13 protein-coding genes are annotated in these 14,400 nt (G+C 31.5%); 11 read left to right on the top strand and 2 right to left on the bottom strand.

What is annotated here, in order from left to right:
- Positions 1-70: 70 nt before the first annotated feature.
- The 6 genes from BFJ87_RS03415 (at position 71) to BFJ87_RS03385 (ending at position 7,518) form a co-directional block, all read left to right on the top strand.
- Positions 71-2,827 carry a T9SS type B sorting domain-containing protein gene (locus BFJ87_RS03415; RefSeq protein ID WP_077399930.1) on the top strand — a complete coding sequence of 919 codons (2,757 nt, stop codon included), beginning with the start codon at positions 71-73 and terminating at the stop codon, positions 2,825-2,827.
- Between the two features lie 18 nt (positions 2,828-2,845).
- Positions 2,846-3,334 (top strand): MepB family protein, encoded by a 489-nt coding sequence (locus BFJ87_RS03410; protein ID WP_077399927.1) that lies wholly within the window; start codon positions 2,846-2,848, stop codon positions 3,332-3,334.
- A gap of 143 nt (positions 3,335-3,477) precedes the next feature.
- Positions 3,478-3,969: a hypothetical protein gene (locus tag BFJ87_RS03405; protein ID WP_077399924.1), complete on the top strand. Its 492-nt coding sequence runs from the start codon at positions 3,478-3,480 to the stop codon at positions 3,967-3,969.
- 9 nt (positions 3,970-3,978) lie between these two features.
- The gene (locus BFJ87_RS03400) at positions 3,979-4,557 is read left to right on the top strand and encodes a DUF1287 domain-containing protein (RefSeq protein ID WP_077399921.1); all 579 of its coding nucleotides are present in this window, start codon (positions 3,979-3,981) and stop codon (positions 4,555-4,557) included.
- Positions 4,558-4,941: 384 nt separating this feature from the next.
- On the top strand, positions 4,942-5,535 hold the full coding sequence (locus BFJ87_RS03390; RefSeq protein WP_077399915.1) for a DUF4272 domain-containing protein: 594 nt from the start codon (positions 4,942-4,944) through the stop codon (positions 5,533-5,535).
- A 135-nt stretch (positions 5,536-5,670) separates the two neighbouring features.
- Positions 5,671-7,518, top strand: a complete 1,848-nt coding sequence (locus BFJ87_RS03385; RefSeq protein ID WP_077400113.1) for a PLP-dependent aminotransferase family protein — start codon at positions 5,671-5,673, stop codon at positions 7,516-7,518.
- Positions 7,519-8,076: 558 nt separating this feature from the next.
- On the opposite strand, the gene BFJ87_RS03380 is transcribed toward BFJ87_RS03385, so the two are convergent.
- Positions 8,077-9,111, bottom strand: a complete 1,035-nt coding sequence (locus tag BFJ87_RS03380) for a flavin-containing monooxygenase (RefSeq protein WP_077399912.1) — start codon at positions 9,109-9,111, stop codon at positions 8,077-8,079.
- Between the two features lie 167 nt (positions 9,112-9,278).
- Between BFJ87_RS03380 and BFJ87_RS03375 the strand changes: the two genes are divergently transcribed.
- Positions 9,279-9,533 carry a hypothetical protein gene (locus BFJ87_RS03375; protein WP_075695675.1) on the top strand — a complete coding sequence of 85 codons (255 nt, stop codon included), beginning with the start codon at positions 9,279-9,281 and terminating at the stop codon, positions 9,531-9,533.
- 29 nt (positions 9,534-9,562) lie between these two features.
- Positions 9,563-10,105, top strand: coding sequence for a hypothetical protein (locus BFJ87_RS03370; protein ID WP_077399909.1), 543 nt, complete (start codon positions 9,563-9,565; stop codon positions 10,103-10,105).
- A gap of 127 nt (positions 10,106-10,232) precedes the next feature.
- Here BFJ87_RS03370 and BFJ87_RS03365 read toward each other — a convergent pair whose 3' ends face one another.
- The gene (locus BFJ87_RS03365; RefSeq protein WP_245799580.1) at positions 10,233-10,697 is read right to left on the bottom strand and encodes a hypothetical protein; all 465 of its coding nucleotides are present in this window, start codon (positions 10,695-10,697) and stop codon (positions 10,233-10,235) included.
- A 130-nt stretch (positions 10,698-10,827) separates the two neighbouring features.
- Between BFJ87_RS03365 and BFJ87_RS03360 the strand changes: the two genes are divergently transcribed.
- The 3 genes from BFJ87_RS03360 (at position 10,828) to BFJ87_RS03350 (ending at position 14,386) form a co-directional block, all read left to right on the top strand.
- Complete coding sequence (locus BFJ87_RS03360) at positions 10,828-11,286, top strand: hypothetical protein (RefSeq protein ID WP_077399906.1); 459 nt, start codon at positions 10,828-10,830, stop codon at positions 11,284-11,286.
- A gap of 459 nt (positions 11,287-11,745) precedes the next feature.
- Positions 11,746-12,687, top strand: a complete 942-nt coding sequence (locus BFJ87_RS03355) for a phospholipase D family protein (protein WP_077399903.1) — start codon at positions 11,746-11,748, stop codon at positions 12,685-12,687.
- Between the two features lie 127 nt (positions 12,688-12,814).
- Positions 12,815-14,386 (top strand): type I restriction-modification system subunit M, encoded by a 1,572-nt coding sequence (locus BFJ87_RS03350; RefSeq protein ID WP_077399900.1) that lies wholly within the window; start codon positions 12,815-12,817, stop codon positions 14,384-14,386.
- The last annotated feature ends 14 nt before the right edge of the window (positions 14,387-14,400 follow it).

The raw sequence follows: 14,400 nt of genomic DNA, 5'->3' as shown, positions 1-14,400 counted from the left end.
GTCTTTAAAAATGTAAAATTGTATTTTAGCTACACACTTTACCAATTAACTATAAATTATAAAATACCCTATGCGCTTCTTTTTATTTCTGTTTCTACTTTTAATTACAAATTTAATTTTTAGTCAGGTTACTCCTGCAGAAAAAGCAGCATTGTTGGCTTTTTACAATGCAACCGATGGACCAAATTGGTTTAGTGAAACCGATGCTGATCCTACAAACGATTGGGACTTTAGTGGTAATGTTACTAATGATTGGTTTGGACTTACAGTTTCAGGAGGAAATGTTGTTTCTATAAATATGAATCCTACAAGAAACACTAATAATCCTAACAACTTAACTGGCATTATACCTCCAGAAATAGGTGATTTATCATCTTTAAGAACTTTAAGTTTATTTGCAGAAAATTTAACGGGTACAATTCCTTTAACTTTATATAATATTACATCGTTAATTACTCTAGACTTAGCAGGAAACGATCTATCAGGAACAATAGCTCCAGAAATACAACAACTCACTAATTTAGTCTCGCTCTATTTGCAAAGCAACAATTTTAGTGGAGAAATTCCGGTAGAACTTACTACTCTAAATCTATTACAGGTATTGGAAATTTACTCTAATAATTTTAGTGGAGAAGTACCTATTGAGATAACAAATATGATAAATTTAAGAGTTTTAACGTTATCCTACAATCAATTTACAGGTTATCTATATCCTGAATATGGTAATTTAATAAATTTAAACAAGTTTCATTTTGTAGGCAACTCAATATCTGGTATTATACCATCAGAATTTGGAAATTTAGTTAATTTAAGGTCGCTTTGGCTTGGTAATAATGATTTAAATGGAGAACTACCTACAAGTTTAGGAAATTTAGCTAATTTACAAGCACTAAATATATTTGGAACAGACATTTCTGGCCCTATACCAACAGAATTTGGAAATTTAATCAATCTTAATTCTTTAATGTTAACTAATAATAACCTATCAGGAGTAATACCAACTTCATTAGGGAATTTAGTTCAAATGAACAATTTTAATATTAGCGGTAATCAAATTTCAGGAGAATTACCTGCTAGTCTTGGAGCATGGAGTAATGTCCAAATTTTTCAGGCAGGATCTAACCAGCTTACAGGAAATATACCAGAAAGCTACCAGAATTTTACAAACCTAGCTACTTTACGTCTTGGAGGAAACCAATTGTCAGGAGAACTATCTCCGTTATTTTCTAGCTGGACATTAATTGAAATATTAGATATACAAAAAAATAATTTTTCGGGTGAAATTCCAGATAGTTACGGAAGCTTTATCAATTTATTTATAATAAACCTGGGAGATAACAATTTTAGTGGAGAATTACCTTCAACTTTAGTAAATTGGTCTAATATAAATTCTATTGATATTCGGAATAATGAATTTGAGGGAGATATTCCAGATTTTACATCTATTCTTACGGCAGTACCATCAGGTTCTAACGGAGAGTCTTTAGAAATTAACGGTAATAAGTTTCAATTTGGAGATTTTGAAGATGAGTTTACGCATTATGACCAGCAAATTGCTGGATTTTTCTATATACCACAAGCAAAAGTTAACGATGCACAATCCTTAACAAGTTGTTCTGGCTCTACAATTACACTTTCTACGGTAGTTAGTGGCAGGGCTAATGTTTATCAATGGTTTAAAAATGGCGTTGCTATTTCTGGTGCAACAGCTGCTAATTTGGTTTTAAATCCGTTAACAACAACAGATTCTGGTACATACACTTGTTTAATAACAAGTACAATTGTAACAGGTTTAACTTTAGAGCGTAATCCTATATCTTTAACAGTAAACCAAACAGGTCCCACAGCAAATAGCTTAAATGATATATTTTCTTGTGACTTAGATGCAGATGGTTTTACCAATTTTAGTTTAGATTTAGCAAGTATAGAATCTCAAGTTATTGGCTCACAAAGTGGTGTTACAGTCTCTTATTTAGATGTAAATGAAGCACCATTAACTTTAACTGATAATTATACAAATATAGTACCTAATAACCAGACTATAACCGTTAGGGTAACAGATATGGGTGGTTGTTATACAGATACCACTTTTAATCTCACAACTACACAACCAATGGTTGCAGATAATACTAATGATGTTTTAGCATGTGGTAGTTATACTTTACCACAATTAAGTGTTGGTAATAATTACTATACAGCAACAAACGCTAGCGGTACGCAATTGCAAGCGGGCGATATACTTACAACTACACAAACTATTTATATCTATGCAGGTACAGGACCTTGCGCAGATGAAACCAATTTTGAAATTACAATAGAACCTGAGTTGTTAGTAGACGATCTAGAGAACGTTACAGAATGTGGTGTTTATATATTACCAAGTATTAGTAATGGCAATTATTTTACAGAAACTAATGGTCAAGGTTTACGGTTAAGCGCAGGAGATAGCATCATAGAGACACAAACAGTTTATATTTTTAATGAGCGTGGTTCTTGCTCAAAAGAAACAAGCTTTGAGGTGAGTATAGATTTGTTGGCTTGCGAGGATTCTGAAGAAGCTATAAAATCTAAATTTCCTAATTTTTTTACACCAAATTTTGATGGTATAAATGATTTCTGGAAAGTAGATCAACAATTTTTTACATTAGAAGGAACTGTTACAATTTATAACCGTTATGGTAAACTTATAAAACAATTAGATGCAGAAACTGGTAGCTGGGATGGAACTTTTAATGGTAAAAAATTACCATCTGCAGACTATTGGTATAAATTTATGAGCTTAGATGGTAGCATAATTTTTACGGGCCATTTTACCTTAAAAAGATAATTTACACGTTTTATAATAATGAACCAACAACTAAGCATTATAAAAACTAAAATTTACGATAAACGTAAACTATGCATTAGCAATTTTATACTAGAAGATGAAAGTGAGGATTATGATGCTTGTAGGTTTTTGTTAAACGAATGCGTTATAATTAGCAGAAATTCTAAAATAACCCCAAAAAAGGTAGGTCAGTTTGTTACTTTTTGGAAACGAAGTAGTACAGGACCAATAGAGCCGTTTAATTATACAGATAACATAGATTTTTTTATTGTAAACGTAACTTATAAAGATAAGTTTGGGCAATTTGTTTTCCCCAAGTCTATTTTACTAAAAAAAGGAATACTATCTACAGATAAAAAAGAAGGGAAAAGAGCTTTTAGGGTTTACCCAAGTTGGGATATGCCAAGCAGTAAGCAGGCACTTAAAACCCAACAATGGCAATTAAAATATTTTTATATTATTAATGATAAAACCAATTTAGAGGAGGTTAATGCTCTTTATAGTTAGTTCCTATAAGTTAAATTAACACCCTGTAAAATGGGTGTTGTTTTCACTAGAAATAGGCTTATAATATTGCTATAATAGTTACATCTTTGGTGTGTATAATTACCGTTTGCTACAGAAGAGAAACAAAATTTTAAAAAGATAGTATGAGACTAAAACACACCTTACCCTTTATAGCTCTAATTGGTTTAATTTTTGCTGCTTGCAATAACAAGCAATATGCTTCTAATTTACAAAGTGGTACTGCTAACAATGTAAATAATGAGATTGGAACAAATACCAGAATAACTTTGTTAGAGGATATTATAATAAGCTTAAAAAAAGAAGTAGACTCTTTAACCACTTATAAAAAAGAAACGCTAAGTGGAAAATTAGTTTTTGGGGTAGAAGTTGCAACTTTTGAACCCTTTAATAGTGGTAATACTTATTGGATTAACGACAAAACAAAATCTGGCAGGTTAGAGAAGCTATACTATGCATTGGTAAATGGTAAAGAACCTAATACACCAGTAAATGCTACTATAGAGGTAGTAAAAAAAGGTAAAGAAAAATATGGATTTGCAGCTGATTATGACGGTACATTTGAGGTTTTAAATGTGCTAGAAATTAATCAAAAAGTTAGTAATGTTTGTTATTAACCCTAACCTATGAAAAAACTTACTTTATTAGTATTCTTTGTATCTTACTTAAGTTTTTCGCAAACAAGTAATCATAAAATCAATTTAGTTAACGCTGCAATAGAGTTAACTAAAGATAAGGTTACTTATGATCCTAGTTACTTTTCTATAGATTATCCAAATGGCGATGTGCCTAGTGATAAAGGTGTCTGTACAGATGTGGTTATACGTGCTTACCGTAAAATAGGCGTAGATCTTCAAAAAAATGTGCATTTAGATATGAAGTCTAATTTTAATATCTACCCTAAATTATGGGGATTAAAAACTACAGATAAAAATATAGACCATCGCAGGGTGCCAAATTTAATGACGTATTTTAAACGAAAAGGAGAAGAAAAAGTAATATCAGATAAAGCTAAAGATTATGCCCCAGGTGATATAGTTTGTTGGAATTTAGGAGGTGCAATTACACATATTGGGATTGTGGTAGATAAAAAATCTAAAGATGGCAAAAGAAATTTAATTGTGCACAATATTGGAGGCGGACAAGTTTTACAAGATTGCCTATTTTCTTTTAAAATTATTGGTCATTATAGGTATAAAATATAAATTTCACTACCCTGTAAACAGTTACTTTATTTTCACCGGTAACAGTTTCCTTATTGTAATCAAATATGTGCAGTTTTGTTACGTTTTTATTAACAAGTACAAGTTTAAAATTAATTTAAGCTGTTAATAATTGTAATCTAAAAATTTTAAAGCACAATGTTAAACTTAAAAATGAATATCCTAAAAATATGTGTTATTAGTCTTGTTGTAAGTATAACACTTGGTCTTTTGGTAGGAACGTCTTATAGTCATGGTTTTGATATTCCATGGTGGATTTTTAGTATATTATTTTTTGTAATGATAGCAGTTCCGTGTCTTATTATACTTGGATTGGTACATTATAGGCTAAACAAAAAATTAATTAATAAATAAAATTAAATAGTTATGAAAGACAATTTAATACATAACAATATGGATGAAGAAGAATTAGATGATGATATGCAAGTAAGAACTCCAACTGCAGTAGCAGAACGTATTTTAGCATTACTTGCAGTTATTGGTAAAATTCATCAGGGCGAAGACCCAAATTTTAAGTCTTGGCTAGTAAATAATAATATTAATAATTATTTGTCTGATAAGGAAACGGAGTTTTTAAATACAGAAGAGCCAGAACAAAACGACGTTATAAATTTTAGTTGGCGAGCAGAAGCTTTAACATCGTTATTTTGGGCAGCAAATTTTATTGAAGAAATGCCTGCTTTAAACACGCAGTTTGATGTGTACAGTGTTAAAGAATTGGCGGAAATTATAGGCAACCCTAAAGCATTTATAAAATCTATTACATTAAGATCTAATGAGGATTTAACTGCTATGGAAACAGAGTTGTACAATCAGCATTGGCGAGTAAGAGACGCACAATTATTTGGTAAAGAAATGCCAGAAGAATTAAACCCTAGTGTTGTGTATGAAAGAAGATATGCACTTAGTTGGATAATTGGCTATGGTGATGATTGGGACTATGTACCAACAGATACTTAAAAATAAGGTTTTATACCATTTAAAATACAAATACAAGGCGTTAAATCTATGGTAAAATAGAACAATACGCCTTGTATAAGTTCCTAAAAAAATCTAATTAACGTATCTTGCAGGCTTCATTTAAAGATGAATTTTATGCAAGACAATAAAACGCTTAATTATATAAAAGATGTAGTAACAAATATGCCAAAAGATTGGTTAAATTTAACTACACATCGTCTAGATATTTACAATGAAGAATTGGCTAAAGTTCAGTTTTTAAACGAGCTAGAAGCTTTATATGTAGCAAATAACAGCACAACAGCTGCTTTAAATGAGCTACACACTGCTTATGACTATATTAGGCTAGGTCATCCTTTATCTTGTGTGTTGGAGTGGGGAATAGCAAAATTACATGGTTTAGATACACAAAATGTTATAAGTTTTGACTCTAATACTGTTCCTATTTTATCAATATTACGTAAAAATTTATTTGATAAAAAAGACACTAATATCTACTACAAAGGCAGTTTGCCTAGTAATTTTAATGAAGAAGTTATAAAAACTGTTTACGGATACAACTTCAATCTTAAAAAAATAAGTAGTACAGATGAAATTGAAGCTACTAATGGTAGTACTGTTTTTATTGAAGAGCAGAAAACCATTGGTGCAGTTACATTAAATTCTAACATAGATTTTTATATAAACCTACACGGTAAATTGGGTAGTATTTTAGTTGTAAACACTACAGATAATGCTAAAGCCTATGTAAAAGACATACAGCACGTACGCAGAAGAGAAACCATTGCAATGACACCTGCAAACTCGCTTTTAGCATTAAATTCCCTTACTACAGAAGCAGAGTATACATATAATGAGGAAGATGTAAAGGCAGATAAAGCAAGTGTTTTAGCTTCTATAAAAGATATTACACGTGCAAGTACAAAACCATTGGTTGCCTCTAGCGGATTGTCTATTCAATACGCAATTTTAATGGGCTTAATTAATGATGCACTAGAAAATTATAAAGGAAAAGCTATAAAAATTGTTGTGCCACCAAATTGTTACGGCGGTACCAATGACCAGGCTAGGAGAGTAGCAGCTTGTTTGCCAAATGTAGCTATTGTAGACTTGCCTGTAGATGGTGATAATGATATGGTACAAAGCATACATACTGTTTTAGATGCTATTGCTACAGAGGATGCAGTGCCTTTAATTATTGCAGAAATACCAACAAACCCACGTGTAGAAGTGCCAAATTTACTTGCACTAAAAGAGGCATTAAGTAAGGAGCGTAAAACACCGTCTGGAGAAGTTGCAATAGCTCCTGTGTTTATATTAGACCAAACCTTTTGTCCTAACGTACACTTTTTAGGGGAGGAAGATGTTTTAGCTTCAGTAAAAACAATATCTTTTGCAAGTGGTTCTAAATTTCCAAGTGGAGGAAAATGTACAGCTGGTTACTGTGTTGGCAATAGTAAAGCGGCAGATTTAATGGCTAATATTGAAACACACTTAACACTTTGTGATAACGAAGCAACAGCCTTACAGTACAGCATATTGGCAGAACAATTACCAAGTATGAACAAGAGAATTGCAGATGCGTACACAAATACGCGCAATTTTGTAAACTTTATACACCAAAATTTACCAGGAGCAAAAATTAACTTTGTATCTCAAGAGTTAGCATCAGAAGGCTTTACACCGTCTGTTTTTTCTCTAGATCTACCAACAAAAGGAGACACAGAAGAAGAAAGAGAAACATACAAACGTGCATTAAATTTAAAATTGATTAATTTAATGATTACCAAAATACCAAACGAGAGTAAGTTTTGTGTAAGCTACGGACAATTAAAAGGGTGTTACTGGACCATACCAGCAACCTCTACACAAGGAACAACCAAAGAAGGCGATAAGGATTATATTGTACGCGCCTCTTTATCTCCTAATTTAGATTTAGATCTACACAAAAAAGTATTTTTAGAGTTTGTAGCATCTATATAAAAACCGATTAAAAACGCATATATACATCGTAAATTGAGATTTGTCTTAGGACTTTCTCAGTTTACGATTTTTGTTTTTTACTAATATTACTCTTCTTGTTTTTTAATTAGTAACATTTTCCTTCATAATAAGCTTTGTTCATTTTTTTCATTGATAAAAAAACGAACCAAAAAAATCTAGGCTTACGAACACATTGCTAAACTATACGTTTCAATTTCTAAATAATCGCTAACTTCTTCAAACGTTGTTTGAATTCATAACAAACGGATTATTTGCACAAAATCTCAACTTTAGTTTTACGCAATACTTTCGTAGGCCGGACTAAAATTAAGCTTCTCGTTTTTAATTAGAAGCATTGTGTAATTTATCTTCAATTAATCGTTACAATTTCTTTAAGTCCCTATACTTCGGGATTCATTGATAAAAAAAGAAATCGCAGATTGTTCTTCAAACGCTGTTTGAATTCATAACAAACGGATTATTTGCTCGAAATCTCAACTTTAGTTTTACGCAATACTTTCGAAAGGGACTTTTAAAAAAAATAAAAATGAACAATACTTATCTAATAACACTCGCTAAATAACTAGCATCTTTTTGCACACCACCTAAAGTAGCAGAACCACGCGTATACATCCACGGTAAGCCAATAAAGTACAAGCCTTTAATATTACTAACACCACGTTTGTTTTTAGGATAATTATCCGCATCTAGCTCCAAACCTTCAATCCATTTAAAATTAGGACGGTAACCTGTTGCCCAAATAATATTTTTAATGGTAGAAACCTTCTTTTTCTCAAAAAATAGCTTCTCATTTAAAGCATCATTAGTTCTACCAACAGCAATAACATTTTTTCGTGCTAAAATTTCTTTTACATTAGTGCCAATTACAGGTTGTTTGGCTGCATTAATACGCTTACCAAGCCAACTATATTTGGTAAAGCTTAAAAAACCAGTAACTGTAAACCACCACCAAATGGTTTTACCTAAAAATTGTTGCGGAATAGATTTTACAGTGGTATCACCAGAAAAATAAACAGTTCTAGAGTCATCTTTAGAGAGTTCATTTAAAATTTGATAACCAGAGTCTCCTGCACCAACAACCAAAGCATCTCCTTTTTGTAACTGTTCTGGTGTTTTGTAATAGTTACTATGCATTTGTAAAATGGTATCTGCAAGTTTAGTATGGCAAGGCGGAGTATACGGTATATGAAAAGGACCAGTAGCAACAATAACATTTTTAGCCCTAATTTCTCCGTTTTTGTGCGTAATAAAAAAACCTTTATTGGTTTTGCGTACAGCAGTAACCAGGGTGTTTAATTGTAAAGGAATATCAAATTTTTGTACGTAGGTTTTAAAGTAGTTTGCAACTTCAAATTTAGAGGGGTAGTGGTTTTTAGGAGCATCAAATTTTAAACCAGGCAAGTTGTTATAAGTGGTAGAGGTAAATAGTTTTAAAGAGTCCCATCTGTTTAGCCAAGAGGCACCAATTTGGTCTTCGCTATCTACAACTAAGAAATTCTTATTCATTTTTTTTAAATGATACGCCATAGATAAACCAGCCTGTGCACCACCAATAACCACATAATCTAACATTAAATTTAGTTGTTTAATTTCTACAAATGTAGAAACATTGTGTGCACCAGCAATAAAGTATATGTTAAAGCTTAAAATTAATACGAATATATCTTTTACGCTTACACTTATTTATTGTTTATTTTAAAATTAGCTTCTAAAAAGTACATTTATAAAAAATTAAAATTATGTTAGAAAGATTATTATTAAAGCATTTAACTAAAAAAGGAAAAATAGGCTATTTTGTTGGTGTAGTGGTATTATTTGCCTTGTTGGCAGTTTACCTTTTTGGAATAGCAGATTACAGTATGGATCGTGGGCGCAACCCATTTTTTATAGGTATGATTATTATAAACCTATCTTGGGCGGGTATATCATACGCATTGTGGAAAAAGCCTAAAGAAGAAGAAATAGAAAATACGCCTCATAAAAAAGAACTTTAAAAATAAATAATGCTAGTTTTGTAGTAGTAATGGGCACACATACTCTATATCCAAAACTAAAGATTACCCACCAAGACTACTTGGACTATAATACCTATTTTGTAAAGCATACTAGTAACAGGGTTTCAAAAAACGACATTGAGTCTAGATTGCGTTTTATAGCAGATAGTTACAACAAAAAACACGCTTTGCTAAGTGATGAAGCTATTTTGGCCATTAATAGTAGAGTAAAGAAAAAGCTAAAATCTGAAAAACGCCTTTTTTTATCCTTTGCCTTTGCCGCTATGGTATTGTTATATTTTGGAATTAAATATTTAAAACCAGTAATAGGTATTAGTTATTATTATAATGTTCCAGTAATTGGTAACAATCCTTGGGAAATTATACTGGTTGTACTTATATTTTTAGGAGCTTGGTGGTATGAGAAAAAAAACTACAAAACTAAGCTTATAACTGGTGTAAAAAACAATATTATTGTCAGTATAGAGGCGCATATTGCTTCACCAGAATACCGTAAGCAAAAACACTTGGCAACTAAAAGCAAAAAAGCAACTAAAAATCGTAGGTGGTAGTTTTTGCCAATACAATATAATAAAGACCTTGCAGCTCTAGCTTTCAAGGTTTTTTTTGGCATTTAACTCATTAAGTAAGAAAATAAGTGTTAAATTACAGTGGTTTTTTAATAGAATTGTAAAGGAGTTAATTATCACCCATTTCTGCCTGTGTAATATTGGTAAACGTAGGTAAACCTTCTGTAATACTACCAGCGCCTTTTTTATTTATTTTAAAAGTAACGTCTTTGGTAGTGGTAAAAAGTAATACCGAAAAAAATGAAGTTTTTAAGTGCTTTTGTATTATTGGAAAAGCTTCTTCTAGTGTTAGTTTTTGCTCAATATCTTCTGTATCTCTAGACCTGTAACGTAATTTAAGCAAAACCATAAAGCCGTTATCTGAATATACCGGACGCACAAAAATGTTTTTTAAATTGGGTTTGCCAATAGTTTTTGCCATTGTAAGCTTTGCAAAACGTTCTTCTTCAACACTTTGTTTTACCTGTTCCCAAAATTCAATAAAAACATCTGTATACTGCATAAATACAACTAAAATTACATCTAAATTTATAAGGCGTAAAAGTACTACATATATTTTATCTGTAGCATACAAACAATAATTTATGGGGTATTGTGGCAGCACATTTGCTTAAAACATATACAAATGTTTTTAAATTAGGTATGATTTTTATCATACACCAAACAAATACCAATAATTACTTTTACTACAAAAATTACGTAGTATGAGCAATTTTAGAAACAGACCTGCAGACAATTATATTAATGAAGCCAATTGGCAACAATTGTACCTGTTAACAAAACATTGGAAATCTGATTTGTTGTTTTATAAAGACGATTTACGCTTTTTACACCAACTCATAAAAAAATACCTATTGTGGATATCTAAAAAGGAAAACGTAGACTTGGTAAAAGAAATAGAAATAAGCCTACTGGTGGTAGACAAACAATGTACCAATTTGTTAGAAAAAACTACAAGCCATTTGCATCATTTAACAGAGCTTATAGAAAATCCTTTTGCGTACGATTCTCATAAATTTAGAGCAGAACACGCAGCTTTAGAAGACAGTTTAGCACAATTTGTAAAGGACTTTAGAAAAAACCGAAAAGAAGTTTTTAGCATTACAGAATATATTATAGATGGTGAGCAGCTGGTAAAACAATACACCAACTTAGCACAATAGTACCACAACCCACAAACATTTACGTAAAACAAAGCCCTTTTTGGGCTTTTTGTGTTTTATACACTTATTTACTTACTGTTTTGTACAATTTAGTGCCAACCATAAATAAAACAATACCATTTATACAATTGTACGCATTTCTTATCTAAAATAAATTTACATTTCTAACCTAAAATTATAAAATGTTTGTGCTTTTGTTTACAATTAAATACCGTATAAATTATGAATGTTATTTAATAAAATAACCTTAGTTAATATGTGTTTTTAAAGTGTAAAAAACAGAGGAAATACTTACAACAATTGTAAAAGTACCACGTTCATAAATTTAAATCTATAGAGAAAATAATTATTTAAACAACCGTAAAATTTTTATTGCTTTTTAGAAAAAGCAAAGAACTTTAAACTAAAACAAGTAGTTTTTTAATATAATATGTAACCAAATTTAATAATTAACCTATAATGAGTACCTTTTTAACCCAAGATAGCCTTAATAATGCTATTGATGATGTAATAACTAATGCCAAAAAGTTTATAGTAATAACATCACCTTTTATAAAGTTAGATGATCATTATAAAGAACGTTTCAATTTAATAAAAAATAATCCAAATATTTATCTTAGAATTCTATTTGGTAAAAATGAGGACAATCTTTATCGAAGTATGAAAAGTGAAGACTTAGATTACTTTAAGTCTTTTCCAAATGTATCTATTATTTACGAACCAAAGCTCCATGCTAAAAGTTATATAAATGAATCTGAGGGTATTATAACTTCAATGAACTTGTATGATTACTCTGCTATAAATAATGTAGAATATGGCGTTTACTTTACTAAAAGTAAGCTAACAGATAAGTTATACCAAGAGCATGAAGATTACCATTATGAGCTTTTAGAAAATAGTGCTCATTGCATTTACATAAAAAGACCAGTTTTTAAAACTACTTTGTTAGGACTAAGTAAAAATTATTTAAGATCAGAAGTATTACTGGACTTGTTTTCATCTTTTGACCCAAATAAAAGAGGTTATAAGCGTATTGTTTACCAAGATATAGATGTAGGGAGCTTAGATGATAACGAGGTAGTTCCTAATTTAAAAACAAGATCAGAAAAAAGACAAGAAAAAGTTAAGAAAAACGTAAAAGTAGTTAAGCCTACACCTAAAAATACAAATACAGCAACTAATAAAAAAACAAAAGGTTATTGTATAAGAACAGGTTCAGAAATACCTTTTAATCCAGAACGTCCGTTTTGCTATAATGCTTTTGTAACGTGGAATAAGTACGGAGATGAGAATTTTAAAGAAAAGTATTGCCATTTCTCAGGCGAACCTTCAAACGGTGAAACCTGTTTTGCTAAGCCAATTTTAAGAAAAAATTGGAAAAAAGCTAGAATTTATATTTAATCTATTTGGCTATACGGAAAAGCGTAAAACAGCACTAAATTTATTTCTCATATTTGGTGCTGTTTAGTTTTAAAATTTTAGCTGAATTAGATACCTTTAAAAATTAAAACAAATTAAGTTTTACCAAATGTCCGAAGACCAAAAACAACAAGTACTAAAACAAACCCTGTGGAATATTGCCAACGACCTACGTGGTAATATGGACGCAGACGATTTTAGAGACTATATATTAGGCTTTATATTCTACAAATATTTAAGTCGAAAAATGAAACTCTACGCTAACGAAATTCTAGAGCCAGACGGTTTAAGTTACGATACTGTAGAAAGTCAAGAGCAAGCCGAAGAATTATTAGAAGCCATTCGTTATGAAGCATTAGACAAACTTGGCTATTTCCTTAAACCAAGCGAACTGTTTAGCGAGCTAGCCAAACGTGGTAACTCTGGCAACAAAAACAACTTTATTCTTGGTGATTTAGCAAACGTGCTCACTAGCATAGAGCAAAGTACAATGGGGAGCGAAAGCGAAGAAGACTTTGGCAACCTGTTTGAAGACTTAGATTTAACAAGTTCTAAACTTGGTAAAACAGAAGACGCTAAAAACCAACTGATAGTAAAAGTACTAACGCATTTAGACGGTATAGATTTCGATTTAGAAAACTCAGATAGTGATATTTTAGGAGATGCTTACGAGTATCTTATTGGGCAATTTGCAAGTGGAGCAGGAAAAAAAGCAGGTGAGTTTTACACACCTCAACAAGTCTCTAAAATATTAGCACAATTAGTAACCACAGGAAAAGAGAAACTAAAAAGCGTGTACGACCCAACTTGTGGTTCTGGTTCGTTATTATTACGTGTTGCAAAAGAAGTAAAGGAAGTAGGCGAGTTTTACGGTCAAGAAAGTAACCCAACCACCTATAACTTGTGCCGTATGAATATGATAATGCATGACGTACACTACAAACGTTTTGATATTTATAACGAAGACACCTTAGTAAACCCAAGCCCAAACCATATAGACAAACGTTTTGAGGCCATAGTTGCCAATCCACCATTTTCGGCAAACTGGAGCGCAAGTCCTTTGTTTATGAGCGACGATAGGTTTTCTGCCTACGGTAAACTAGCACCAAAATCTAAAGCAGATTTTGCCTTTGTACAACACATGGTACACCAATTAGACGATAATGGTACAATGGCTTGCGTATTACCACATGGCGTATTGTTCCGTGGCGCAGCCGAAGGACACATACGTAAGTTTTTAATAGAAGACAAAAACTACCTAGACGCCGTAATAGGTTTACCAGCAAACATATTTTATGGTACAAGTATACCAACCTGTATTTTGGTACTTAAAAAGAAACGTGAGCAACCAGAAAACATACTATTTATAGATGCCAGCCAACATTTTGAGAAAGTAAAAACACAAAACGTATTACAAGACCAGCATATTAATGCTATTGTAGAAACCTACAGAAACCGAGAAACCAAAGACAAATACAGTTACGTAGCCACGTTAGACGAGGTTAAAGAAAACGACTACAACCTAAACATACCACGTTATGTAGATACGTTTGAAGAAGAAGAACCTGTAGACTTAAAAGCGGTTTCACAAGAACTAAAAGCCTTAGAGCAAGACATAGCAAAGACTGATGCCACCATTGCCGACTTTTGTAAACAGTTAAACATAGAAACTCCTTTCTAATGGCAACACAGAAC

This window comes from Cellulophaga omnivescoria, assembly GCF_001999725.1.
In the GTDB taxonomy this organism is placed as follows: Bacteria; Bacteroidota; Bacteroidia; order Flavobacteriales; family Flavobacteriaceae; genus Cellulophaga; species Cellulophaga omnivescoria.
This window is presented reverse-complemented; position numbering and strand designations above follow the sequence as displayed.